The organism is Streptomyces malaysiensis subsp. malaysiensis, assembly GCF_040653035.1.
Classification (GTDB): domain Bacteria; phylum Actinomycetota; class Actinomycetes; order Streptomycetales; family Streptomycetaceae; genus Streptomyces; species Streptomyces malaysiensis.
Window position 1 is genome coordinate 59,051 of the sequence record NZ_JBEZNG010000011.1, and the last position, 23,889, is coordinate 82,939.

Genomic DNA, 23,889 nt, shown 5'->3' on the forward strand with positions numbered 1-23,889 from the left:
CCCGATCCCCTGACTTCCCCCGCGCATCTGACCCCGATACCGGCGCGACCGCACGCCGGTATCAGCACTCAGCACTCGCTGGAGGCCCAGACCATGAACACCCACGGACCGCGACGCGTCTTCGGGCCGCGTCCGCCCCTGCGCAGGCGTCCGGCCGGCGGGCCCAACCCACTGCGCCGCCGGACCGACCGGATCCAGACCTGGTGCACCGTGCTGTTCGTGCTGATCCTCGCGGTCGGGCTGCCGGCCGCCGCGATCAGCGCGGGATACGCGGCGCACGCCTCCCAGCTGCGCGTGGTGGCCGCCGAGACCTCCGCGCGGCACCAGATCACCGCCCGGCTCGCCGAGGCCGCACCCGGGCCGGACCACAGCGATGTGCGGGAGCCGCGGCAGGCGAGGGTGCGCTGGGTCGCCGATGACGGTGAGCGCCATACGGGCACCGCCACACTGGCGGACGGCGGCGATTCGGGGGACGAGGTGCGGGTCTGGGTGAACCACGAGGGCGCCCTGGCGCAGCCGCCCTCCTCCCCGTCGACCGCGCGGACCATGGGCTGGTTCACCGGCTGTCTCACCGCCGCCGCGGTGGCCGCGGTCGCGCTCACCGGCCGGGCGCGGGTCCGGCGGGCGCTGGACCGCGGGCGGTACGCACGATGGGAGGCAGAGTGGAAGGTGGTGGAACCCGCGTGGTCCGGCAGGAACCGCCGCTGAGCGGGGCTCCGGCCGCCGCCGCGGGGTCCGCGGCCGTCAGAAGCGGCCGTCGGAAGCGACCGTCGCAGGCAGCCGTCGCAGGCAGCCGTCACAGGCAGCCGCCCGAAGCGGCCGCCGATAGCTTGAGGAGCAGACCATGTCGCACACAGTGGAGTGGAAGGTCCACCTCCGTCTCTCCGAGGACGAGGGGAGGACCACGGCGCGCGTGGAGCTGGACACCGGGTCCACGGCGCTCACCGGCCGGGGACTGGCCAGGTGCAACCCGGACGACGATGACGTGCCCGTGATCGGCGACGAGCTCGCGGCCGGGCGGGCGCTCAGCGATCTGGGGCAACAGCTGGTGCGGGCCGCCGAGCGGGACCTGGAGAGCGCGGGCGCGCCCCCGGCCTCCCGCAGACCGCGGCCAGGCTACGGCTGGATCGCCTGACCCCAGCGCTGGCCATTATTTATGAATACATCTTGACAGCCCATGGGCACCCCCCGACGATGAACGGATCTCTCATGCCGAGCCGCCGACCGCGGGGAGCCCCCTGTGACGCTGTCGCCGCATCTGCCGGACAACCTGACCATCTCGCTGTGGGACTTCAGCTGGTACACCCGCACCGGCCCGGGTGAGCCCTTCGCCGATCTCGACCGCGCCTTCGAGGAGGCCGTGGCGCGCGGCTACAACACCGTGCGCGTCTGCGCCATGCCGTTCCTGCTCTTCGGCTCCCGGCTCGACACGACCAAGCTGCGGCCGTCGGCGCTGGGCGGCGCGTACGGGCAGCGGATGCGCTGGTACGACGTGGGCGGCGGGGGCGAGATCGACGGACGGGCCTGGCTGCGCGAGCTGTTCGAGGCGGCCCTGCGCCATGACTGCTTCGTCATCCTCTCCAGCTGGGAGTACCAGCAGAGCCCGTCGTTCGGCGAGGACCGCGCCTGGTTCGACGCGCTGATGGCCGTCGATCCCGAGCGGCGCGCCGAGGCGCTCGCGGACGCGCTGGCGGATCTGATCGACTTCCTGGTGATCCACGGTCTGGACGACCGGATCGCCTTCACCGAGCTGCACAACGAGGTGCAGGGCAGCCGGCTCGCCGAAGGGCTGGAGGGCCATGACAAGGTCGTCGCCCTGCGGCCGCGGCTGGAGCGGGGCATCGCCCGCTTCAAGGAGCGCCACCCCAACCGGCCCGTCACGGTCAACTACGCCAAGGTGCCGGTCGGTTCGCTGCGCGGGGTCCCCCGCGAGGTGGATGTGGCGGTCTTCCACCCGTATGTCTACGGGGTGCTGGACGAGCTTCTGGCCACCTTCGCCATACGCGACCGGGCCCGTCCCTTCCCCCAGGAGTCGGTCCGCCGGGAGCTGCTGCGCCCCGGCGCCCCCGATCTGGCGGACTGGGCACCTCCGCCCGGCGATCAGTGGCGGCTGGAGGCCACCACGGTCGGCCCCCGGGAGGTCTACGTCCACGACTGGTGCGACCCCGAGCGCTGGGACGCCTGGCTGTACGACCGCTATGCCGTGCACCGGCTGGCGATGGACCAGCGGCTGGTCACCTGGATCGAGGCGGCCGCTGACTGGGCGGTCGACCACGGGGTTCCGCTGGTCTTCGGCGAGGGCTGGATCGGCTACACCCCGCTGCACGGCACCTTCGAGGAGGGCCCGGTGGGGGCCGCGTTCTGCCGCCGCGCCATCGAGGAGTCGGTGCGGGTGGGCGCGTGGGGCGCGGTGGTGTGCTCCAACGCGGCGCCGCAGCACCCGATGTGGCAGGACATCGCGCTCCAGCGGGAGTGCAACGCGATGCTGCGCGGCTGAGACGGGCTGATACGCGGCTGAGACGGGCTGATACGCGGGGGACGCCCCTCGTGACGGGCATGTTCGTGTAGGCACGCCCGTGCGGGCCTGCTCGACCGCGCCTGAAGGACGGCTTCGGCGCCTCCCGCCAAGACCTCGTACGCCACTTGAGCCGCGCTCGCGCCGGTAGCCGCCGCCCCCGACGGGTACGGACATCACATCCCCTTGGCGGTCACGGCTGAAAGGGCCCCGATGTGATGACGTCCTCAGCGGATCCCGGTGAGCGTGCCGCCGGACGGGCCCCGCGCCGTGCGCTGGTGGCCGGTTCGGTCGGCAACTTCATCGAGTGGTACGAGTTCGGTGTCTACGGCTTCTTCGCGACGATCATCGCCGCGAACTTCTTCACCCCTCAGGGCGGCAGCGAGCTCGAGGGCCTGGTCAAGACCTACGCCTCCTTCGGGATCGCGTTCTTCTTCCGCCCCATCGGCGCCGCCGTCTTCGGCCGGGTCGGCGACCGGATCGGCCGCCGGCCCACGCTGATCCTGGTGCTGCTGCTGATGACCGCCGCCACGACGCTCATCGGAGCGCTGCCCACGTACGACACGCTGGGCGTGGCCGCCCCCTGGCTGCTCACCCTGTTGCGGATCCTCCAGGGGCTGTCCGCGGGCGGGGAGTTCGGCGGTGCGGTGTCGATCATGACGGAGTTCGCGCCGCCGGGGCGGCGCGGGCTGTACGGGGCGTGGCAGTCGTTCACCGTGGCGCTGGGGCTGCTGGCCGGGGCCGGTGCGGCGGCGGTGCTGGCCACCGTGATGAGCGAGGAGTCGCTGGCCGACTGGGGGTGGCGGCTGCCGTTCCTGCTGACCCTGCCGATCGGGCTGGTCGCGCTGTGGCTGCGGCTGAGGCTGGAGGAGACCCCGTTCTTCCGCGCGGCGGCGGACGGGGAGGCCACCAGCGCACCGGCATCCGCCCCACCGGAGCGGGTGGCGGATCCCCGTGAGATGGCCGGGGCGATCGTCATGGGGGCCGCGCGCATCATGGGCTGGGCGGCGGCCGGTTACACCTTCCTGGTCGTCATGCCGTCGTATCTCCAGGCCACCTTGAACGCCACCTTCCAGCAGGCGCTGGTCGCCACCGTGGTGGCCAACGCGGGCTTCGCGCTGTCCATCCTCCCGGCGGGCCTGCTCAGCGACCGGATCGGGCGGCGGCCGGTGATGCTGACCGGGGCCGCGCTGGTGGTGGTGCTGGCCTTCCCGCTGCTCAATGTGTTGCAGGACCCGGACAGTTCGGCATGGGTCCAAGGGGCGGCGGTCTTCGTCGCGGGCGTGGTGGTGGGCCTGATGGCGGGGCCCGGTCCGGCCATGCTCGCCGAGATGTTCCCGACCCGGGTCCGGTACACGGGTCTCGGGCTGGCGTACGCGCTGTCCAACGCGGTGTTCTCCGGCTGCGCGGGGCTCATCATCACCAAGGTGATCGAGCACACCGGCGAGGTCGACATCCCGGCCTACTACGTGATGGTGACCTGCGCCATCAGCGTGGTCGCGCTGTTCACCCTGCGCGGCGAGCACCACCGTGGCGCACTGCCCGGCGCGGCGCGGCCGGGGAAGGATGCCGGACGGGAGGAGGAGACGCCATGCGGGTGATCGGCCTGATGTCGGGCACGTCCCATGACGCGGTGGACGCCGCGGCGGCCGATCTGGTGCTCGACGGCGACACCGTGGTGCTGGCCCCGCTGGGGCTGGTCGGCGAGGCGTATCCGGAGGCGTTGCGGTCGGCGCTGAGCGCCGCGCTGCCCCCGGCGGCCACCACCATGAAGGAGGTGTGCGCGCTCGACACCCGTATCGGCCAGGCGTTCGCCTCGCTCGCGGCCCGCGCCGACCGGGAGCTGTGCGAGGGCCGCGCGGACCTCATCGGCTCTCATGGCCAGACGGTGTACCACTGGGCCGAGGGCGGAAAGGTGCACGGCACGCTCCAGCTCGGCCAGCCCGCCTGGATCGCCGAGGCCACCGGCTGCCCGGTCGTCTCCGATCTGCGCACCCGCGATGTGGCCGCGGGCGGCCAGGGCGCTCCCCTGGTCAGCCTGGTGGACGCCCTGTGGCTGGGCGGGCGGCCGGGGGTGTGCGCGGCCCTGAACCTGGGCGGGATCGCCAACATCACGGTGGTGTCGAGCGCGGGCGATCCGCTGGCCTTCGACACCGGCCCGGCGAACGCGCTCATCGACGCGGCGGTCGGCGATCTGACGGGCGGGCGGCTGGACCATGACACGGACGGCGCCATGGCGGCGCGCGGCACCGTCCACGAGCCGCTGCTGGAGCGGCTTCTGGCCGAGCCGTACTATGCGCTGCCCGCGCCCAAGACGACCGGCAAGGAGCTGTTCCACGGGTCCTATCTGCGGGCCGCCCTGGCCGTCGTGGGTCCGGTTCGGGACGACGACGTGGTCGCCACCGTCACCGAGCTGACGGCCCGTACCGTGGCCGACGCGGTGCGGTCGGTGCACGCCACCGAGGTGCTCGCCTCGGGCGGCGGCATCCGCAACCCCACCCTGATGGGGGCGTTGCGCCGGGCGCTGGGCGGTGTCGCGCTGCGGACCTCCGATGAGCTCGGCCTTCCAGCGGCCGCGAAGGAGGCGTACGCCTTCGCCGTACTCGCCTTTCTGACCGCCCATGGGCTGGCCGGTACGGCGCCGAGCTGCACCGGCGCCCGCCATGCCAGCGTGCTGGGGTCGATCACCCCGGGCCTTCGCGGGCTCCGTCTGCCCGCGCCGGGGCGGGCGGCGCCCACCCGGCTGGAGATCTTCCGCCGCTGAGCGGACGGCACCTCATGGCCGGGAAAGGGGATGTCGGCTTCGGCCGCACCCGAGGTACGTTGGGAACGGCCTGCTATCGAAGGGGTGAACGTGGGTGAACAACCCCCCGGTTCCTGACGGGGGGTCGACGGGGGGACGGGGGCACGTGACGGAATCCGCAATGGGCGTGGGCTTGAGAGGCCGCAGCGGGATCATCAGCCTGGTCGGGGAGTGTCTCAGGCTGGAGCCCACGGACGAGCGGCCGGTGATCATGCTGCTGGGGCCGCGCGGCAGCGGGGCGAGCGACGCGCATGGCGCGCTGATGGAGAAGTTCGGCCCCGAGACGCCGTTCGCCTATGTCAATCTCGGCGGTGAGCAGTCCCTGCTGCCGCGGTACGCGCTGGCGCTGCTCGCCCGCCAGCTGGAGCGCAAGCTGCCGCGCTACCGCCGCTCGCACTTCCCGCGGCTGACGCTCGGTCTGCTCGCCTCGGACCACCAGCTGCGGATGACGAGCCTCGCGGAGGGGCGGCGCAACATCCGCCGGGAGCTGGACGCGTTCCAGGAGCAGGCGGAGGCGCGCTACGGGGACTATCTCGCCGCCTTCTTCGAGGTGGCCGGAGGCGCCGTGGGCGCCCCCGACGGCGCCTCCACGGCGGCGCTCGCGCTGCTGCGGGACGCGCTGCGGCGCGGCCGAAGACGGCTGCCGGGCCGCAAGTTCACCGGCAGCGCCGCCTGGTACGGCGGCCATCCGCTGCTCCAGAGCCGCGATCCGTGGGAGGCGCTGGTCGAGCTCAACCTGTGGCGCCACGAGGGGGACGAGGACGATCAGGAGCGGCTGGACCGGGTGCTGTTCTCGGCCCTGCTGGAGGACATGCGCTCCAATGTGCGCCACTCGTTCATGCCCCGCTCCTATCTGCTGATGCTCGACAACTCCCATACCGAGTACGGCCGCGGCTTCCTCGATCTGCTGATCCGGGCGCGCCATGACGACGCCGTGGTGGCGGGCGCCGACTGCGATCCGCTCACCGTCGTGGCGAGTTCCAACCGGTGGCTGCCCCGCTGGGGCCCGGCCACCGGCGATCAGTGGCCCTGGCAGCTGCGCGGCCCGGACCGGGCCTCCCTCACGGACTGGACGGAGTACCGGCCGAGCCGGGACAGCGATGACACCTGGTGGTATCCGCTGCGGCTGCGCGACCTCAATCTGGACGAGGTGCGCATCCGGATCGAGCTGGAGCTGCGCCACCACCCCGACCTCGCTCCGTTCACCCGGCTCGCGCCCTTCATCCACCGGCTGACCGCGGGGCTCCCCCGGGCGGTCAGCCAGGTCCTGGAGCTGTTCCGGCACTCGGCCGTGCCCATCGAGGACGGCGCCGAGCAGGACCGCTGGCTGCGCACCCTGCCGGACCGTACGCCACGGGACGGCGAGGACCCCCGGACGCTGGCGGAAGCCGCCCTGGACCATCTGCTGCACGGTTTTCACCCCGCGCAGCGGGCGGCGCTCGAGGAGTGCGCCGCGGCGCGCGATCTGTCCGTCGGCACCCGGCTGCTGGGCACGGGCGACTCACTGTTCGGCGAGGTCCGCGGCCGCTGGCTGCTGCACAGCCCGGGCACCGTGACCCCGGCCCTCCACCCCTGGCCGCGGCGGCTGTTGCTGTGGCGGCTGGCCGCGCGTCCGGACGACTGGGACGCGGTGCACGAGCTGCTGGCCGAGCACTTCAAGTCCGAGGGGCGCACGGTCCAGGAGATGTACCACCGGCTGGCGACGGAGCGGATCGACGAGGTCACCGGGTATCTGGTGGCGCGCTTCCCGGCGGTGCCCGCGGCGCAGTGGATCAGCGAGTTCAACACCATCACGGCCGCCCCCAACCGCCTTGGGCCGGCCGGCGGACCGCTGGAGCTGCTCGCCGGCCTCGCCCCGGACGAGCCACCGGAAGCGGTCACCACCGCCTCGGTGATCCGGGAGCTGATCACGGTGCGCTGGGTGTGGAGCGATCCGCTCACCGACCCCGCGATGCGGTTGAACGACATGATCGCCGACGGCTTCAACCAGCTCTCACGACTGCGGAGGACCGACATCGTGGCCCTGTTCAACGAGGCGGAGCGGTACCGCCACTGGCGCCATCCGCTGACGCGCACGAGCGAGGGGTGAGACCTGTGCCGAGACTGGAATGGCCGCTGCACATCGTGCGCCGGGTGGTGATCGGCGTGATCGTCGTCGCGGTGCTCGCGGTGGCGGTCCCGCTCACCGTCGACTGGATCCAGGAGCGGCGGGCGCGCTGTGGCGACGGCGTCGTCAAATTGGGGGACGACCACGAGTGCGTCGGTGTCACCGACGGTTCGTTCATCTTCGCGGACCATCTGAAGTCCGTGGAAGACAAGATCAAGAAAGAGAACGACCTGCTGGAGGAGCACGGTGAAAAGTACGTCAGCGTCGCCTATATGACCTCCTTCACGCTGACCGACGACGACAGCAACTCCGAGGAGTCGGTCCGGCATGAGCTCGAAGGCGCGTATCTGGCGCAGTACCGGCACAACCGCGGCGATCGCTCCTCATCTCCCAAGATCAAGCTGTTGATCGCCAATATGGGCAGCGTCGCGGCCCACTGGGAGCACACGGTCGACGAGCTGATCGACCGGAAGACCTCCCATGACAAGCTGGTCGCGGTCACCGGACTCGGCCCCAGCGACGAGTCGAACCTCACGGCGCTGAAGCAGCTGTCGCGCAACGGTCTCGCCCTGGTCGCCAGCACCATGACGACCACCAGGATCGAGGATCCCGAGGGACGGTTCGTCCGGGTCTCCCCGACCAATGTGGACGAGGCGTACGCCGCCTCCGCGTATCTGAAGAAGCAGAAGGTCCGTACGGCGGTGGTGGTCCAGGACGACGCGCGAAAGAACTACTACGCCAAGACCCTGGGGGACGCCTTCACCGATGTCTTCCAGGACGCGAAGGGCCATGAGCTGGTGGCGGACCGGATGACCTACGACTCCTCGGTGCGCAAGACCTGGCAGAACGAACTGCAATACATGTCGGGGCAGTTGTGCGACCAGAAGCCGGAAGCGGTCTTCTTCGCGGGCCGCGGCAAGCACCTCACCCGGTTCCTGGACGCGATCGCCAACCGTCCGTGCCAGGACCGGGAGTTCATGGTGATCACCGGCGACGACACCACCAACCTCACCGCCGATGACCTGGCCCACGCCGCCGAGACCGGGGTGCGGGTGCTCTACACGGGTCTGGCGCACCCCGATATGTGGCAGAAGGACCGCGACTCCGTCTCCCGGCTGTCGGCCCGCCACTTCCAGCCGGGCGGGTCGCTGGCCAAGTGGTTCCCCGACGACCAGCATCAGGACGGCCAGGCCATCATGGCGCACGACGCGGTGCTCACCGCCGCCCAGGGCATCCGGATGGCGGCGCTGGGCGACGTGACCGGGGAATCGGTGGCGCGGATGTTCCACCAGATGAACAGCGGTCAGCGGGTGCCGGGAGCCAGTGGGTTCCTCTCGTTCCAGGACAACGGCAATCCACGCGACAAGGTCATTCCGATCCTGCACCTCAACGCCAAGGGGCGCTCGGAGCTGGTGGAGGTCTCACAGCCGCGCGATGAGCCGCCCGCGAAGCAGTGACGGCCCGCCCGTCCCAGGGCGTGACGGGCGGGCCGGCCAGGAAGCGGTGACGGTCAGCCGGCGCCTCCCCCGGGCTTCTCGTCCCCGCCCTTGTCGTCGTCCACGATCTCCGCGTCCACGACCTCCTCGTCGGACGCGTGGGCCCGGTCCCCGCCGTCGCCGGAGGACCCGGCCGCGGAGCCGCTGGGCCCGCCGCCGGAGGCGGCGGACTGCTGGGCCTGGGCGTAGATGGCGGTGCCGATCTTCTGCCCGACGGTGGCGGTCCGCTCGGTGGCCTCGCGGATCGCGTTGGTGTCCTCGCCCTCCAGCGTCCGCTTCAGCTCCGCGACCGCCGCCTCGGCCTCCTGCCGGACGTCCTGCGACACCTTGTCCGCCTGGTCCCGCAGCAGCTTCTCGGTCTGGTAGACGAGCGCCTCGGCCTGGTTGCGGGTCTCGGCGGCCTCGCGGCGCTTGTGGTCCTCCTCCGCGTACTGCTCGGCCTCGCGCATCATGCGGTCGATGTCGTTCTTCGGCAGCGCGGAACCGCCGGTGACGGTCATCCGCTGCTCCTTGCCGGTGCCGAGGTCCTTGGCGGACACATGCATGATGCCGTTGGCGTCGATGTCGAAGGCGACCTCGATCTGCGGCACCCCGCGCGGCGCCGGCGGCAGCCCGGTCAGCTCGAACATCCCCAGCTTCTTGTTGTACGAGGCCATCTCGCGCTCGCCCTGGAAGACCTGGATCTGCACCGACGGCTGGTTGTCCTCGGCCGTGGTGAAGACCTCCGATCGCTTGGTCGGGATCGTGGTGTTCCGCTCGATCAGCCGGGTCATGATGCCGCCCTTGGTCTCGATACCGAGGGAGAGCGGGGTGACGTCCAGCAGCAGGACGTCCTTGACCTCACCCTTGAGGACACCGGCCTGGAGCGAGGCGCCGATCGCCACGACCTCGTCCGGGTTGACGCCCTTGTGCGGCTCCTTGCCGGTCAGCTCCTTGACCAGGCCGGTCACGGCGGGCATCCGGGTGGAGCCGCCGACCAGGATCACATGGTCGATATCGGAGGTCTTGGTCCCGGCGTCCTTGATCGCCTGATGGAAGGGGGCCTTGCAGCGCTCCAGGAGGTCCTCGGTCAGCTGCTGGAACTGCGAGCGGGTGAGCTTCTCGTCCAGATGCAGCGGGCCCTGGTCGGACGCGGTGATGTAGGGCAGGTTGATGGTGGTCTCGCTGGCCGCGGAGAGCTCGATCTTGGCCTTCTCGGCCGCCTCGCGCAGCCGCTGGACCGCCATCTTGTCCTTGGCCAGGTCGACGCCGTAGCCACCCTTGAAGCGGGAGACCAGATGGTCCACGATCCGCTGGTCCCAGTCGTCGCCGCCGAGGTGGGTGTCGCCGTTGGTGGCCTTGACCTCCACCACCCCCTCGCCGATCTCCAGCAGCGAGACGTCGAAGGTGCCGCCGCCGAGGTCGAAGACCAGGATGGTCTGGTCGTTCTCCTTGTCCAGCCCGTACGCCAGGGCGGCGGCCGTCGGCTCGTTGATGATCCGCAGCACCTTCAGCCCGGCGATCTCGCCCGCCTCCTTGGTGGCGGTGCGCTGGGAGTCGTTGAAGTACGCGGGGACGGTGATCACCGCGTCCGCGACGTCCTCGCCGAGATACGCCTCCCCGTCGCGCTTGAGCTTCTGGAGCACCCGCGCGGAGATCTCCTGTGCGGTGTAGCGCTTGCCGTCGATGTCGCCGGTGGCCGGGAACCGCCACCGGTCCTCGCCCATGTGGCGCTTGACCGATCGCGCGGTGCGCTCCACGTTCGTCACCGCCTGGCGCTTGGCGACCTCCCCCACCAGTACCTCGCCGTTCTTGGCGAAGGCCACTACCGAGGGGGTGGTCCGGGTGCCCTCGGTGTTGGTGATGACGGTCGGCTCACCGCCCTCCAGGACGGATACGACCGAGTTTGTCGTACCCAGGTCAATACCGACTGCGCGAGTCATCTCAGCCCTCCTCCCAATCTGTCTCCCAGTATCCCAAAAGGTGCTATTCGGGAAGGGTCAAGGAAAGGGGCCGGTGGGCCGCTGGGCCGGGGGTCACTCCCGCAAGTGGTCGACCTCGCGCATCTTGTTGGTGGCGTCGAGCGCGGCGACCTTGTAGGACTCGGCGAAGGTCGGATAGTTGAACACCGCGTCCACCAGATAGTCCACGGTGCCGCCGCAGCCCATCACGGCCTGGCCGATATGGATCAGCTCGGTGGCGCCGGTGCCGAAGCAGTGCACCCCGAGCAGCCGCCGGTCCTCCGGGGAGACCAGCAGTTTCAGCATGCCGTGCGCATCGCCGACGATCTGGCCCCGGGCCAGCTCGCGATAGCGCGAGACGCCGACCTCGAAGGGCACCTTCTCGTCCGTGAGCTGGTCCTCGGTGCGGCCGATGAAGCTGATCTCCGGGATGCTGTAGATCCCGATGGGCTGGAGGTCGTGGATCGGGTTCACCGGCTCCTCACAGGCGTGGTACGCCGCGTTCCGCCCCTGTTCCATGGAGGTCGCGGCCAGCGCCGGGAAGCCGATGACATCGCCGACCGCGTAGATATGCGGTACGGCGGTGCGGTAGTGCTCGTCCACCGCGATCCGGCCCCGCCGGTCGGCGGTGAGCCCCGCCTTGTCGAGGTCCAGCGCGTCGGTGAGCCCCTGGCGCCCCGCGGAGTACATCACCGCGTCGGCGGGGATCTTCTTACCGCTCTCCAGGATGGTCAGGGCGCCCCGCGGATGGCGCTCGACCGCGGCCACGGTCTCGCCGAAGCGGAAGGTGACGGCCAGGTCGCGCAGCCGGTACTTCAGCGCCTCGACGATCTCGACGTCACAGAAGTCCAGCATCCCCTCGCGGCTCTCGACCACGGTGACCTTGCTGCCCAGGGCGGCGAACATCGAGGCGTACTCGATGCCGATCACCCCGGCGCCCACGATGACCATGGAGCGCGGCACCCGCTCCATGTTGAGGATGGAGTCGGAGTCCATGATCGTCCGCTCGTCGAACTCCACGCTCGCCGGGCGGGCCGGACGGGTGCCGGTGGCGATCACGATATGCCGCGCGGTCAGCAGCTGCTCCTGGCCGGTGGGGTCCGTGACGGCCACCGTGTGGTCGTCCACGAACCGCCCGGTGCCCGGGTACAGCGCGACCCGGTTGCGCGACAGCTGGCTGCGGACGACGTCCACCTCACGGCCGACCACATGCTGGGTGCGGGCCGTGAGGTCGGCGACGGTGATCTCCTCCTTGAGCCGGTAGCTCTGACCGTAGAGATCCCGCTGGGTCAGCCCGGTGAGGTAGAGCACCGCCTCGCGCAGGGTCTTCGACGGAACGGTCCCGGTGTGCAGGGAGACCCCGCCCACCATCTCCCTGCGGTCGACGACGGCTACCCGGCGACCGAGCTTGGCGGCCGCGATAGCAGCTTTCTGGCCACCCGGCCCGGACCCGATCACAAGCATGTCAAAGTCGGTCACGGACCGAGTCTGGCATCGGATGACACCCCGCCGGAAGAGTGAATCACCGGTCAACCCGCACGGGTACCGGAGGACTTGGGGCGTTCTCCTGCGCGCTCCGCCGGAAGTGCCCCGACCTGCCGTCGATCGCCCGCGGCGCCATCGTGGCCGGTCGCGCCCGCGCGGCGGAGCCGCATATCGACACGGCCCCGCGCCAATTCGGGGCGCCACCGAACCGCAGCCGACCTCCGCCGATCCGCTCAGGTATGGGCCTCCGCTCAGGTATGGGGCCTCTGGGGCCTCCGCTCAGGTATGGGGCCAGAGATGGCCATGGGCGTCCCGGGCCAGCGAGGTCAGGGACGCCAGCAGCACGAGGGCGACCAGCCCCGTCGGCAGGGCGGGCGCGGCCCGCGCGGCATGGGCCACCAGGAGCCCACCGGCCGCGGCGCCCACCACCAGGGACACCAGCAGCGCGATGCTGAGCCGGCGCACCCCTCCACCGCGTGCCACGTCGACCATCAGCGCGGTCAGGATGCCGGTCAGATAGGTGGTGGAGAAGCCGGCCGGCCCGACCGCCCGCACCAGTCCGCTCTGCCCTCCCATGGCGATGGCGGCCACCGCCAGCAGCCCCAGCTGCCGGCCGCCGGTGGGGTGGCCGCCGGCGGCCGCCCATACCGCCCAGAGCCCGCCGAGCACGAGCAGTTCCACCGCGAGCGCACACCGGGCCCGCCGGGCCGGCCGAGGGCCGCGGACGATCCGCCCGCTCAGCAGCGCACCCACGATGTATCCGGCGATGGCGATCACGGTGCCCCGGGCCAGTTCCGGGTCCAGGGACGCGGTCGACATGCCGAGCAGGGAGAGATTCGCGGTCATGACGCTGGTGAAGACGCCGCCCAGCGCCAGAAAGCTGATCGCGTCCATCGAGCCGGTGACCAGGGTGAGCGCGACGGCGGCCACCACTCCGGCGGGGCCACCGGCCCGGCCGGGGCGCCGGCGCTTCGGCGCGGAGTCGGTGTCGGTGTCGCTCTCGGTCTCATCGGCCATCGGCACTCCTCCGGGCACCTCGGGTGCCCCCGGCGGCACACCGGAAACAGCGGCCCTGGGAGCGCCGGGGGCCTCAGGAGCCGGCCGAGGCGGCGGATGCCTGCCGCAGGCGGTGCTTCGCGGCCTTGGCGTTGTTGCCGCACAGCCGCATGGAGCACCATCGGCGCCTTCTGCCCGGGGTGTGGTCGAGGTAGACCATGGTGCACAGCGAGGCGTCGCAGCGCCGCAGCGCCCCGCGCCGCTCCGGGTCGCCGAGCACCGCGATGAGGTCGCGGACCACGGCCGACTGGAGCTCCCGCCCGGACAGGGGGCGGTCGCCGCCGTCGACCGTGACCCCGGTGCCGGTGGCCCGCAGCAGCGACTGCGGCGGGGCGGGGGACGCCCGGTCGTTGAGCAGCACCACGGACGCGGCGGACGGGGGCCGGCTCTCGACGACCGCCGCCACCACGTCGTACGCCGCCTCGCGCAGCGTCCACAGCTCGGTGAGCAGCTCATCGGTGACGGCCTCGTCGTGGAGCCGCAGCCCCACGCCGTCGCACCACTCCCGCAGCCGGTCGAGGGTGCCGAGGCGCTCGACCGGGGTGCTGCTCCGCCGCCCGAGGGTCGCGACGAGATTCAGGGCGAGGCTCCCTGCGTCGAAGCGCAGTGCTCGCAGCCGAGCGGTCACCCGCGGCCGCGGGACCGGCTCCGTCGAGGAACTCATGCGAATATGGTAACCCTCTGAGGGGTTACTAAGAGGCTGAGGGTGAGGGGCACATCATGCGGATCGGGATCATCGGCGCGGGTGGCGTCGGCGGATACTTCGGCGCGCGGCTCGCCACCGCGGGGGACGCGGTCACCTTTGTGGCACGGGGCCGCCATCTCGCGGCCATCCGGGAGCACGGACTGACGGTGCGCAGCCCGCTGGGCGATATGCGGGTGCCCTCCGACGCGGTGGTGCCGTCCATCTCCGATCTGGCGGCCCCCGACCTGATCGTGGTGGCGGTGAAGCTGTGGGACACCGAGGACGTCGCCCGGCAGCTGGCGCCCCTCGCCGAAGGCGGCGCCGCCGTCGTGTCGTTCCAGAACGGGGTGCGGAAGGACACGGTGCTGGGGCGCCATCTGCCGGCCGGATCCATCCTCGGCGGGGTCAGCTATATCTCGGCGTTCATCGAGGAGCCCGGGGTGGTGGTGCACAACGGCACGCTCCAGCGGCTGGTCTTCGGGGAGTACGACCGCAAGGAGTCCCCTCGCTCCCGCCTCTTCCTCGACCGCTGTCTCGCGGCCGGTATCGACGCGGAGATCAGCGGCGACATCGAGCGCACCATCTGGGAGAAGTTCGTCTTCCTGGTGGGCCTTTCCGCGACGACATCGGCGGTGCGGCAGCCGATCGGGGTGGTCCGCGGGACCGCGGGGTCACGGTCCCTGCTGCGCGATGTGATGCACGAGGTGGTCGACGTGGGACGGGCCAAGGGGGTGGCCCTGGACCCCGGTTTCGCCGACGACCGGCTCGCCTTCTGTGACACGCTGCCCGCCACGATGTCGTCCTCCATGCACAACGACCTGCTCCGCGGCAACCGTCTGGAGGTCGGCTGGCTCAGCGGGGCGGTGGCCGACCTCGGCGCCGAGCTGGGCGTCGCCACCCCGCGCAACCGGGCCGTCGCCGACATCCTCTCCCCCTACGCACTGGGCGATCCGGCCGCGGCGGCATGAACCACATCGCGCATACGACCGCACCGAGGCCGGGGAAGCCGGTGGACCCCGCCGGGTGTGCCGACACCAGGCAGTCCGCCACGTCCGGACGGGGGCGGCGCGAACGTCACGAGGTTGGCGGGCTCAGCGGAGCAGGGGGAGCTTCCCGATGAGCCTGCTCACCTTGTTCCGCGGGCCGACGAGGCTGACCGCGAGATAGTCCAGATCCTCGGTCTTGGTGGCGGCCAGGGCGTCGAGATACTCGTCGTAGACCCGGGAGGTCTGGGCCTGCCCCGGCATGTCGACGAGGAAGAGATCATCCTTCTCGGCGGCCTTGGCGCGCAGCTCGCGCAGCGCCTCCGGGCCGGCGGCCAGAATGGAGCAGCCGGCCCAGGGCAGCCCCGGGTGGCCGGCGCCGGAGCCGTCCGTGCCGTCCGGCCCCAGCAGCTCGGGCATCGCCCGGCCGACGGCGGCGGCCATGCAGGCGGCGGCGTTCACCGCCCGGCCCGCGGGCAGTTCTTCGGCCACGACGATCACCCACTTCAGCTTGGCCTGCCGGGTGGACTGATCGGTGCGTACATCCTCGTCGGACAGCTGGGGAACGGACACGAGCGCTACTCCTTGTCGATGGCTAATGTGGTGGACGGTACCCATCCATCCGAGCTTCGGCATCGTCCGCCGAATTTCCTCAGGCAAGGGAGCGCTTTCGTGGAACTTGATGCACTGGACCGTGCTCTTCTGCGGGAGCTACAGAACGATGCACGCCAGACCAATCGCGAGCTGGCCCTGCGCACGGGGGTCTCGCCGTCCACCTCCCTGGAGCGGGTCCGGGCGCTGCGCGAGCGCGGCATCATCAGCGGCTATCACGCCGCCGTCGACCTGGAGGCGGTCGGCCGCCCCGTCCAGGCGCTGATCTCGGTGCGGATCCGCCCGCCGTCCCGGCCGGTCATCGAGGGCTTCCGCGAATGGGCCGCCCAGCTGCCGGAGACCATCGGCCTGTTCGTCACCTCCGGCGCCCATGACTTCCTGATCCATGTGGCGGTGCCGGACACCAACGGGCTGTACGCGTTCGTCATCGACCGCCTGACCGAGCGGCGTGAGGTGGCGGATGTGCAGAGCACGATGGTGTACGAACACGCCCAGTCGCGCTGTATCGACCCCGCCCCCGCCGAGCGCCCCGCGCCCTCCCGCCGGAGGCGGTAACGCGGCGGTCCGGGAAGGGCGTGCTCATGGCCGATCGCGTCCTGGTGCCGAAGCAGGGCACGCCCCGGGGCGGGCGGCACCGCCGTTCGCGGCACCGCCCGCCCCGGGGCGTTCACCGACGCGGCGTCAGGATCCCGTCACCGCCGCCGCCTTCTCCGGCCGCGGCCCGGGGGTGGCGGGGACGTCGCGCACCCACAGCGGCCGCAGCCGGTAGGTGAGCAGATAGAGCACCGCGGCGGCGGCCGCCGCGACGAACATGCTCAGATCGCCCGCGTGTGGATACGCCGAGGCGAACGGCCCGGTGTAGAGGTCGGACTGCCAGAACGGCACCGAGGCCACCACTCCGCCGCCCCAGGCGACAAAGCCCCAGGAGAGCACCCGTCCGCGGTCGTACAGCTCGGCGATCCGGCTGGGGTCGGAGCGGCCGCCCAGGTGGTAGTCGAGCAGCAGCACGGTGGCGAACGGCGCGATGAAGTACGCGGTGAGGTTGAGGAACACCGAGAACTTGTCCTCGGTCCCGGAGTGTCCCCACAGGCTGATCCCGTAGGCCAGCGCGCAGATGAGGGTGACCGCCTGGGTCCGGGTGACCGGCACCTTCAGCGTCTGGACGGAGATCGCGCCGCCGTAGACATTGAGGAAGTTCTGCGCGAGCGCCGAGAGTCCGATGGCGATCAGGGCGGGGACGGCGAACGGCCCGGTCAGCTGGTGCAGCGCGGTGATGGAGTCGGAGCTGGTGGCGCTGGAGCCGAGGAGCACGCCGAGGATGCCGAGCCAGCAGATGGTGACGAAGTTGCCGAGCCCGGTGTACCAGGCGGTGCGGCTCACCACACGTGGCGAGTCGGGCAGATAGCGCGAGTAGTCCGAGGCGAACGGCGCCCAGGCGACGAGGAAGGAGAGGAACCAGCCGCCGAAGGTGATCCAGCCGCCGGTGGAGCCGACGTAGTCCGGTGCCTTCGGATCGGCGCCGAAGGTGCCCGCACCCCGCACCAGGGCCACCACCGTGATCATGACGAACAGCGGGGTGAGCACATAGGTCAGCACCCGCTGAAGGAAATTGATCATGTTGTAGCCGTAGATGGACACCACCAGCTCGACCAGGGTGAGCGCCAGTCCACAGAGCCAGAAGGGCAGATGGGTCAGCTCGGCGATGGCCTTGCCGCCGAGGATCACGGTGACGGCGGCCCAGCCGACCCCGGCGAACACATTGATGTACGCCACCGGCAGGAAGTTGCCGAAGAAGCCCAGCGGGCCACGGGCCTGGATCTGCTGGGGCACCCCCAGCCGTACGCCCATCCGGGACATCACGGCCATCAGCAGCGAGCCCAGACCCGCGCCGACCACGATCGCGGCGACGGCGGCGCCGAAGCTGAGGCCGAGCCCGACGGCGCTGAACCCGAGCAGGATGATGGGGAAGTTGAGACCGGCGGCGAACCAGACGAAGAACTGTGAACTGGGTTTGCCGTGCCGCTCGTTGTCGGGGATGTGGTCGACCCCGAAGGGCTCCACCTTGGTGACCGCGCTGCCGTACACCGGCGCCGTGTCGTCGTGGGTCATGGGCGTGCTCCTGGAACGGGAGGAGTGGACGTCAGGGGGTGGCGGGGGGCCGGTGGGCGGAGGGATCCGAACGGCGGTGTCTCACCACGGCAGCGGCGCGGTGTGGGAGATGTCGAAGAAGCCGCCGCCGCTGTAGACCAGCGGGGCCAGCTCCTCATGGCGGGCGGCGACCACCCGGCCGGTGAAGACGGTGTGGCTGCCGGCCTCCAGCCGCTCACCGATCTCCACCTCCAGCTGAGCGCAGGACCGGTCGATCAGCGGGGCGCCGAATTCGCCGCGGGTCCAGGACAGCCCGGCGAACTTGTCGTCCGCCTTGGAGGCGAAGGTCTTCGCCACATCGAGCTGGTCGGCGGCGAGGATGTTGATCCCCAGATGGGTGGCCCGGTGCAGCGCGGGATGGGTCGTGGAGGTGCGCTGCACACACACCAGCACCATCGGCGGGTCCAGTGAGATGCTGGCGAACGCGTTGACCGCGAGCCCCCGTGGCGTACCGTCGTCGTCGCAGGTCACGACGGTGACACCGGTGATGAACTTACGGTGCACCCCACGGACCAGATCGGCGTCGACGGCCGCCCGCTGAGTGGTGGTGACGATCCCGAGCGCCTCCAGCAGCTGGCGGGGGTCCCAGGTCACCCACTCCTCGCTGACCACACCGTGGTCGAAGCGGGTGAAGGTGGCGCCGGAGACCTCGACGGGCCTGCCGGTGGCCGGGACCCCGAGGAAGTCGCCGGTGTGACTGCCGGTGCTGCGCCAGCGGATCGCCAGCGTTTCGCCCTCCTCGACGATCTCCTCGATCTCGGTGCGGAGATCGGGAAAGGCCCGGCGGACGGCGCGGATGGACTCCTTGAACTGCTCACGGTCCTGGGGGGCCGCGGCGGGCCCGCGGCGGCGTACATAGGCGGGGCCGAGCAGTTGGTCGAGCGCGTCGACCTGGCCCCGGTCCCAGACCGCCTGCCAGGTGGAGCGGATGCGGGCGGTGCGGTCAAGAGTATGCGTCATGACGTCTTCCCTCATTCGGCTCTTGTATGGCAGAGGACCGTAGAAAGGCCATCGACAGCTGTCAACACCTTGGGACAGATGAGCCGAGAAAGTTCCAGGTACAGGCTAAAGACACTGGTCAAGCTAGTTTTCCCATCGGTGGCCCTTGACGGCCCCGAAATGGACTCCTAGCCTCCCTGCCATGGCACAGCGTGAGCCGGAAGAACAGGACGGACGCTGCATGCGCTTCTCGATATTTCACAACCTCGGTGCCCCGGGCCGTCTCGGCGAGTACGCCGAAGTCATGGCCGAGGCCCGGGAATTCGCGGTCGCCGCGGACCGGGCGGGCTTCTGGTCGACCTGGTACACCGAGCACCACTTCGGGCACGAGGCGATAGAGATCACCCCGAACCCGGTGCTGATGGGGGCGGACATCGCCGCCCGTACGACACGGATCCGGATCGGCCAGGCGGCCTCCATCGCCACCTTCTGGCATCCGCTGCGGCTCGCCGAGGACATCGCGATGCTCGACCAGCTCTCGGGGGGCCGGGTCGAGGTCGGTCTGGGACGCGGGCTGTACGGCCGCGAGGCGCTCAACCTCAACGCCCTGGCCGATCCCCGCGACCAGGAGCAGAACCGGGCCCTGTACGACGAGACCGTGGAGGTGCTGCGCAAGGCGTGGAGCGGCGAGTTCTTCTCGCACCGGGGCCGCTTCTACGAGTTCCCCGCCCCCGGAGTGAAGTGGAACCACCCGCTCTCCCCCGCCACCCCGGAGTACACCGAGGCCGGCGTCATCACGAAGATGCAGGTCACGCCGTTTCCGCTGCAACGGCCGCACCCTCCGCTGTGGCAGGTCATCGACAGCCCCCGCTCGATCCAGGCCGCCGCGGCGGACGGCGTCCAGGGGATGTTCTGGCTGCCGCCGGTCTCCGCGCTCAAGGAGCGGTTCGAGCTCTACCGGGACACCGCGAGCCGGGCGTCGGGGCGCGAGTACGCGCTGGGCGAGGGCATCGGCCTGGTGCGCGATGTGTATGTCGCCGACACCATGGAGCAGGCGCGCGCCGAATTCGAAGAGGCGCTGATGACCACCTACCGGTGGATCATGCACTGGCGGGGACTGGCCAACCTCATGGAGGCGGGCGAGGAGCTCACCGACGCCCATGAGCTGTCCTTCGACTTCCTCCAGCGGCGCAATCTGCTGGTCGGCACCCCCGAGTACGTCTCGGAGAAGATCGCCGAGCTGCGCGACGAGGTGGGCCTGGAGCATCTGCTGCTGTGGACCACCCACCCCGGTCTGCCGCACCGCAACGCGATGCGCAGCCTGGAGCTGTTCGCCGAGAAGGTCATGCCGCGGTTCACCACCGGTGGCGGCCATGGCTGAGGCGCGGCTGCGCAAGGTCGTCACCGTCACCGATGAGCTGCTGCTGGAGCTCGGCCGCCCGGTCGCGGTGCCGGTGCGCAGGGTGGCGGCGGCCGCGGTGATCGCCAACCCCTGGGCCGGCGGCGGCTTCGTCGCCGACCTGGGGCCGGAGGTCGAGCGGATCGCACCGGGGCTGGCCCGGCTGCTCACCGACCGGATCAGCGAGGCGCTCGGCGGGGTCGACCGGATCGAGTCCTTCGGCAAGGCCGCGATCGTGGGGCTCGACGGGGAGATCGAGCACGGCGGCGCGCTGATCCACACCCCCTTCTTCGGCAATGTCTTCCGCGAGCTGGCCGAGGGCACCTCGATCATCGTCTTCAGCGACGACCGGCTGCCGGCCGGTGAACCGCTGACCGTGCCGCTGTGGCACAAGACCGCGGCCGCGACCCGCTCGCACTACCAGACCTGCCAGATCCGTATCCCCGACGCGCCCCGCCCGGACGAGATCGTCGTCATCGCGGCCGGGGCGTCCGGCCCCCGGCCGAACGCCCGGATCGGGGACCGCGCCACCGACCCCCTCATCCGCCTCGCCGATCTGGACGACCTGGAGACCGTGACATGAACATCCGCAAGATCATCACCTTCACCGAGGACATCCACAGCGAGGGCGGCCGCCCGGTGGACCCGCCGGCCCGTACGGCGGTGGTGCTCGCCGTGATCGAGAACCCCTGGGCAGGTCAGGGCTTTGTGACGGATCTGCTGCCCGGGATCGACGAGGCGGCGCCGAAGCTGGGCGAGCTGCTGGCGCCACGTGTGGTCGAGGCGCTGGGCGCACCGGTGGAGGCGTACGGGAAGGCCGCGATCGTGGGGCTCGACGGGGAGATCGAGCATGGCTCCGCGCTGATCCACACCCTGAAGTTCGGCGACCACTTCCGCCGGGCGGCGAACGCGACCACCCTGCTGCCGGCCGTGGAGAAGCGGGCCGCCGCGGGGACCGTCTTCGACATTCCGCTCAAGCACATCACCGACGCCACCATCCGCTCGCACCACCAGAGCGTCGAGGTGCGGGTGGCGGACGGGCCGCGCGCCGACGAGATCGTCATCGGGCTGGCGGCGGCCGCCCAGGGCCGCCCCCAGGCCCGGCTGGCGCCGCTGTCGACGGAGCGGTGAGCGGATGGTGAGTGACATGGGCGGGTTCGAGGCGGGTACGCGGGCGCGCGTCGCGGCCTCCCGGGCCGGGCTCCGCCCCGACGCCGCGGCCACGGCCGGCACGGAGCCGTCGGAGCCCACACCGGAGGCGGGCGCCGCCGACGCGCCCGCGGACCCTGCCGGGGCTTCAGCGCGGCCGGAGGGCCCCGGCCGGGAGGCGCGGGCCGGTGGGGCCGGTGCCCCGGTGCCGGTGGCGCTGAGCCATGAAGCACACGGCGACGGCCCGGAGCTGGTGCTGCTGCACGGCGTCGGCCTCGACCGCCACCTGTGGGACCGGTGTCTGCCCGCGCTGGCCGCCCGGCACCGGGTGACGCTGGTCGATCTGCGCGGCCACGGCGCCTCCCCGGCCGCGGCGGCCGGGGTGTCCCTCGCCGAGCTGGCCGCAGATGTCGCGGCACTGCTGAGCGGCCCCACGCATGTCGTGGGCTTCTCGCTCGGCGCCCTGGTGGCCCAGCGACTGGGGCTGGACCGGCCGGACCTCACCGCCTCGCTCACCCTGGTCAGCTCGGTCGCGGACCGGTCGGATGAGGAGCGGGCGGCGGTGGAGCACCGCCAGGAGCTGGCCGTCCAGGACTTCGGGGCGTCCGCGTGGGCGGCGGTCGACCGCTGGTTCTCACCCGCCTGGCGGGCCCAGGAGCCCGGTCTGGCGCGGCAGGTGCTCGACACGCTGCTGGCCAACGACCGGGCCTCCTACCTGGCGTGTTACCAGGTCTTCGCGACCGCCGACGCCGGGCTGTGGCCGTGGCTGCCCCGGATCGCCGCCCCCACCATGGCGGTCACCGGCGAACGGGACCCCGGCTCGACCCCGGCCATGTCGCACCGGCTGGCCGAGCGGATCCCCGGCGGCCGGGCGGTGATCGTGTCCGGCGCCCGCCATCTGCTGCCGCTGGAATGCCCCCAGGAACTCGCCGACCTGATCCTCGCCCACACCGGAACCCACACGGGAACCCACCCCGGACCCCACACGGGAACCCTCACCGGAACCCGCTCCCGAACCCGCCCCGGATCCCACCCCGGACAGGAGTCCCACCGCTCATGAATCCCCTGCCGCGCCATGACCACTACATCGCGGGCGAGTGGACCGCCCCCGCCGACGGCGGCTACTTCGCAAGCGTCAACCCGGCCACCGCCGAGCCCTGGTACGAGGCGGCGCGCGGCACCGCCGCCGATGTGGACCGTGCGGTGGGCGCGGCCCGCGCCGCCTTCGAGGATCCGCGCTGGCGCGATCTGAGCCAGACCCGGCGCGGCCGGCTGCTGCGGAATCTGGGCGATCTGATCGGTGAACACGCGGAGCGGCTGGCCCGTACCGAATCCCTCGACAACGGCAAGCTGCTGCGCGAGATGCGGGCCCAACTCACCGGGCTGCCCGAGTACTTCCATTACTACGCGGGACTCGCCGACAAGATCCAGGGCGAGGTGATCCCCGGGGCCAGCCGCGAGCTGCTCAACTACACCCTGCGCGAACCGGTGGGCGTGGTCGGCGCCATCACCCCCTGGAACTCCCCGCTGCTGCTCACCACCACCAAGCTGGCCCCGGCCCTGGCCGCCGGGAACACGGTGGTGGTCAAGCCCTCGGAGCACACCTCGGCCTCGCTGCTGGCGCTCGCGCCGCTCTTCGAGGAGGCGGGTTTCCCGCCGGGGGTGGTCAATGTGGTCACCGGCTACGGTCCGGAGGCGGGCGCGCCGCTGACCGAGCACCCGGGCGTGTCCAAGGTGACCTTCACCGGTTCCAGCGCGACCGGCCGCCGGATCGCCCGTACCTGTGCCGACCGGCTGATCGGCTGCACCCTGGAGCTGGGCGGCAAGTCCCCCAACATCATCTTCCCGGACGCCGACCTGGGGTCGGCCGCCATGGGCGTGATCGCGGGCATCTTCGCGGCCGCCGGCCAGACCTGTGTGGCGGGCAGCCGGGTGCTGGTGCACCAGGAGGTGTACGACGAGGTCCTGGAGCGGGTCACGGCACGGGCGGCCACGATCCGCATCGGCGATCCGCTGGAGGAGACCACCGAGCTCGGCCCGCTCGCCATCGCCGAGCAGCTGGAGAAGGTCGAGTCGTACGTCGAGCTGGGCCGGGCCGAGGGCGGAAAGGTGGTGTGCGGCGGCGGGCGGCCGGAGACCGGTCTCGACGGGTACTTCTACTCCCCCACCGTCTTCACGGGCACCGACAACGGGATGCGGATCTGCCAGGAGGAGATCTTCGGGCCGGTCGCGACCGTGATGCCCTTCGGCTCCGAGGAGGAGGCCCTGGCGATCGCCAATGACTCCGCGTACGGCCTGGCGGCGGGTGTGTGGACACGGGATGTGAACCGGGTGCACCGGATGGCCGCCCGGCTGGAGGCGGGGACGGTGTGGGCCAACACCTACCGTTCGATGTCGCCGATGTCGCCCCGGGCCGGGTTCAAGACCAGCGGGATGGGGACCGAGCACGGCACGGAGGTGATCCGGGAGTACACCCGGCTGAAGAGCGTCTGGGTCAACACCAGCGAGGAGCCCGCCGGGGATCCCTTCATCCTGAGGTCCTGAGGCGGTTCCGGCTGATGGCCCATGGCCA

21 protein-coding genes are annotated in these 23,889 nt (G+C 71.3%); 14 read left to right on the forward strand and 7 right to left on the reverse strand.

The window, feature by feature from the left end:
• The first annotated feature begins 93 nt into the window (after positions 1-93).
• From AB0E24_RS22705 to AB0E24_RS22735, 7 genes are all read left to right on the forward strand, one after another.
• Positions 94-708 (forward strand): Rv1733c family protein, encoded by a 615-nt coding sequence (locus tag AB0E24_RS22705; RefSeq protein WP_347210512.1) that lies wholly within the window; start codon positions 94-96, stop codon positions 706-708.
• A 136-nt stretch (positions 709-844) separates the two neighbouring features.
• On the forward strand, positions 845-1,135 hold the full coding sequence (locus AB0E24_RS22710) for a DUF1876 domain-containing protein (protein ID WP_069860532.1): 291 nt from the start codon (positions 845-847) through the stop codon (positions 1,133-1,135).
• Between the two features lie 105 nt (positions 1,136-1,240).
• The gene (locus AB0E24_RS22715; RefSeq protein ID WP_079260030.1) at positions 1,241-2,497 is read left to right on the forward strand and encodes a cellulase-like family protein; all 1,257 of its coding nucleotides are present in this window, start codon (positions 1,241-1,243) and stop codon (positions 2,495-2,497) included.
• 236 nt (positions 2,498-2,733) lie between these two features.
• On the forward strand, positions 2,734-4,116 hold the full coding sequence (locus AB0E24_RS22720) for an MFS transporter (RefSeq protein WP_359379414.1): 1,383 nt from the start codon (positions 2,734-2,736) through the stop codon (positions 4,114-4,116).
• Complete coding sequence (locus AB0E24_RS22725; RefSeq protein ID WP_359379416.1) at positions 4,107-5,279, forward strand: anhydro-N-acetylmuramic acid kinase; 1,173 nt, start codon at positions 4,107-4,109, stop codon at positions 5,277-5,279. The genes AB0E24_RS22720 and AB0E24_RS22725 overlap by 10 nt, the downstream gene beginning before the upstream one ends.
• A gap of 145 nt (positions 5,280-5,424) precedes the next feature.
• Positions 5,425-7,407, forward strand: a complete 1,983-nt coding sequence (locus AB0E24_RS22730) for a hypothetical protein (RefSeq protein ID WP_231981165.1) — start codon at positions 5,425-5,427, stop codon at positions 7,405-7,407.
• Between the two features lie 5 nt (positions 7,408-7,412).
• Positions 7,413-8,882, forward strand: coding sequence for an ABC transporter substrate-binding protein (locus AB0E24_RS22735; RefSeq protein ID WP_359379419.1), 1,470 nt, complete (start codon positions 7,413-7,415; stop codon positions 8,880-8,882).
• A gap of 53 nt (positions 8,883-8,935) precedes the next feature.
• Here the strand turns inward: AB0E24_RS22735 and dnaK are convergent, their stop codons facing one another.
• The 4 genes from dnaK to AB0E24_RS22755 all read right to left on the reverse strand — a co-directional run bounded on the left by dnaK (position 8,936) and on the right by AB0E24_RS22755 (position 14,066).
• Complete coding sequence (gene dnaK / locus AB0E24_RS22740) at positions 8,936-10,843, reverse strand: molecular chaperone DnaK (protein WP_351381760.1); 1,908 nt, start codon at positions 10,841-10,843, stop codon at positions 8,936-8,938.
• A gap of 93 nt (positions 10,844-10,936) precedes the next feature.
• Complete coding sequence (gene sthA / locus AB0E24_RS22745; protein WP_079260811.1) at positions 10,937-12,340, reverse strand: Si-specific NAD(P)(+) transhydrogenase; 1,404 nt, start codon at positions 12,338-12,340, stop codon at positions 10,937-10,939.
• A 285-nt stretch (positions 12,341-12,625) separates the two neighbouring features.
• The gene (locus tag AB0E24_RS22750; RefSeq protein WP_093707673.1) at positions 12,626-13,363 is read right to left on the reverse strand and encodes a YoaK family protein; all 738 of its coding nucleotides are present in this window, start codon (positions 13,361-13,363) and stop codon (positions 12,626-12,628) included.
• A gap of 73 nt (positions 13,364-13,436) precedes the next feature.
• Complete coding sequence (locus AB0E24_RS22755) at positions 13,437-14,066, reverse strand: CGNR zinc finger domain-containing protein (protein WP_359379422.1); 630 nt, start codon at positions 14,064-14,066, stop codon at positions 13,437-13,439.
• 56 nt (positions 14,067-14,122) lie between these two features.
• Between AB0E24_RS22755 and AB0E24_RS22760 the strand changes: the two genes are divergently transcribed.
• On the forward strand, positions 14,123-15,055 hold the full coding sequence (locus tag AB0E24_RS22760; protein WP_251770931.1) for a ketopantoate reductase family protein: 933 nt from the start codon (positions 14,123-14,125) through the stop codon (positions 15,053-15,055).
• 123 nt (positions 15,056-15,178) lie between these two features.
• On the opposite strand, the gene AB0E24_RS22765 is transcribed toward AB0E24_RS22760, so the two are convergent.
• A complete protein-coding gene (locus tag AB0E24_RS22765) occupies positions 15,179-15,643 on the reverse strand; it encodes a PTH2-like family protein (RefSeq protein WP_069860522.1) in 465 nt (154 codons plus the stop codon).
• Between the two features lie 99 nt (positions 15,644-15,742).
• Here AB0E24_RS22765 and AB0E24_RS22770 point away from each other — a divergent pair, with 99 nt between their 5' ends.
• Positions 15,743-16,237, forward strand: coding sequence for an Lrp/AsnC family transcriptional regulator (locus AB0E24_RS22770; protein ID WP_059144620.1), 495 nt, complete (start codon positions 15,743-15,745; stop codon positions 16,235-16,237).
• Positions 16,238-16,363: 126 nt separating this feature from the next.
• Here the strand turns inward: AB0E24_RS22770 and AB0E24_RS22775 are convergent, their stop codons facing one another.
• Positions 16,364-17,791 carry a purine-cytosine permease family protein gene (locus AB0E24_RS22775; protein ID WP_069860521.1) on the reverse strand — a complete coding sequence of 476 codons (1,428 nt, stop codon included), beginning with the start codon at positions 17,789-17,791 and terminating at the stop codon, positions 16,364-16,366.
• An 81-nt stretch (positions 17,792-17,872) separates the two neighbouring features.
• On the reverse strand, positions 17,873-18,790 hold the full coding sequence (locus AB0E24_RS22780) for a flavin reductase (RefSeq protein WP_079260023.1): 918 nt from the start codon (positions 18,788-18,790) through the stop codon (positions 17,873-17,875).
• A gap of 181 nt (positions 18,791-18,971) precedes the next feature.
• Here AB0E24_RS22780 and AB0E24_RS22785 point away from each other — a divergent pair, with 181 nt between their 5' ends.
• From AB0E24_RS22785 to AB0E24_RS22805, 5 genes are read left to right on the forward strand one after another with little or no spacing between them, the layout of a single operon-like run.
• On the forward strand, positions 18,972-20,150 hold the full coding sequence (locus AB0E24_RS22785) for an LLM class flavin-dependent oxidoreductase (RefSeq protein ID WP_232639904.1): 1,179 nt from the start codon (positions 18,972-18,974) through the stop codon (positions 20,148-20,150).
• A complete protein-coding gene (locus AB0E24_RS22790) occupies positions 20,143-20,751 on the forward strand; it encodes an amino acid synthesis family protein (RefSeq protein WP_069860807.1) in 609 nt (202 codons plus the stop codon). Before AB0E24_RS22785 ends, AB0E24_RS22790 begins: the two co-directional genes overlap by 8 nt.
• Positions 20,748-21,299 (forward strand): amino acid synthesis family protein, encoded by a 552-nt coding sequence (locus AB0E24_RS22795; RefSeq protein ID WP_069860518.1) that lies wholly within the window; start codon positions 20,748-20,750, stop codon positions 21,297-21,299. The genes AB0E24_RS22790 and AB0E24_RS22795 overlap by 4 nt, the downstream gene beginning before the upstream one ends.
• Positions 21,300-21,303: 4 nt before the next feature.
• Positions 21,304-22,377 (forward strand): alpha/beta fold hydrolase, encoded by a 1,074-nt coding sequence (locus tag AB0E24_RS22800; RefSeq protein WP_359379434.1) that lies wholly within the window; start codon positions 21,304-21,306, stop codon positions 22,375-22,377.
• The gene (locus AB0E24_RS22805) at positions 22,374-23,861 is read left to right on the forward strand and encodes an aldehyde dehydrogenase (RefSeq protein ID WP_359149127.1); all 1,488 of its coding nucleotides are present in this window, start codon (positions 22,374-22,376) and stop codon (positions 23,859-23,861) included. Before AB0E24_RS22800 ends, AB0E24_RS22805 begins: the two co-directional genes overlap by 4 nt.
• Positions 23,862-23,889: the final 28 nt, after the last annotated feature.

Coding starts and splice junctions, on each gene's coding strand:
- AB0E24_RS22775 (WP_069860521.1), bottom strand. CDS start 17,791: ATGACCCACGACGACACGGCGCCGGTGTACGGCAGCGCGGTCACCAAG.
- AB0E24_RS22705 (WP_347210512.1), top strand. CDS start 94: ATGAACACCCACGGACCGCGACGCGTCTTCGGGCCGCGTCCGCCCCTG.
- AB0E24_RS22725 (WP_359379416.1), top strand. CDS start 4,107: ATGCGGGTGATCGGCCTGATGTCGGGCACGTCCCATGACGCGGTGGAC.
- AB0E24_RS22800 (WP_359379434.1), top strand. CDS start 21,304: ATGGTGAGTGACATGGGCGGGTTCGAGGCGGGTACGCGGGCGCGCGTC.
- AB0E24_RS22750 (WP_093707673.1), bottom strand. CDS start 13,363: ATGGCCGATGAGACCGAGAGCGACACCGACACCGACTCCGCGCCGAAG.
- AB0E24_RS22710 (WP_069860532.1), top strand. CDS start 845: ATGTCGCACACAGTGGAGTGGAAGGTCCACCTCCGTCTCTCCGAGGAC.
- AB0E24_RS22805 (WP_359149127.1), top strand. CDS start 22,374: ATGAATCCCCTGCCGCGCCATGACCACTACATCGCGGGCGAGTGGACC.
- AB0E24_RS22780 (WP_079260023.1), bottom strand. CDS start 18,790: ATGACGCATACTCTTGACCGCACCGCCCGCATCCGCTCCACCTGGCAG.
- AB0E24_RS22755 (WP_359379422.1), bottom strand. CDS start 14,066: ATGAGTTCCTCGACGGAGCCGGTCCCGCGGCCGCGGGTGACCGCTCGG.
- AB0E24_RS22785 (WP_232639904.1), top strand. CDS start 18,972: ATGGCACAGCGTGAGCCGGAAGAACAGGACGGACGCTGCATGCGCTTC.
- AB0E24_RS22720 (WP_359379414.1), top strand. CDS start 2,734: ATGACGTCCTCAGCGGATCCCGGTGAGCGTGCCGCCGGACGGGCCCCG.
- AB0E24_RS22760 (WP_251770931.1), top strand. CDS start 14,123: ATGCGGATCGGGATCATCGGCGCGGGTGGCGTCGGCGGATACTTCGGC.
- AB0E24_RS22795 (WP_069860518.1), top strand. CDS start 20,748: ATGAACATCCGCAAGATCATCACCTTCACCGAGGACATCCACAGCGAG.
- dnaK (WP_351381760.1), bottom strand. CDS start 10,843: ATGACTCGCGCAGTCGGTATTGACCTGGGTACGACAAACTCGGTCGTA.
- AB0E24_RS22790 (WP_069860807.1), top strand. CDS start 20,143: ATGGCTGAGGCGCGGCTGCGCAAGGTCGTCACCGTCACCGATGAGCTG.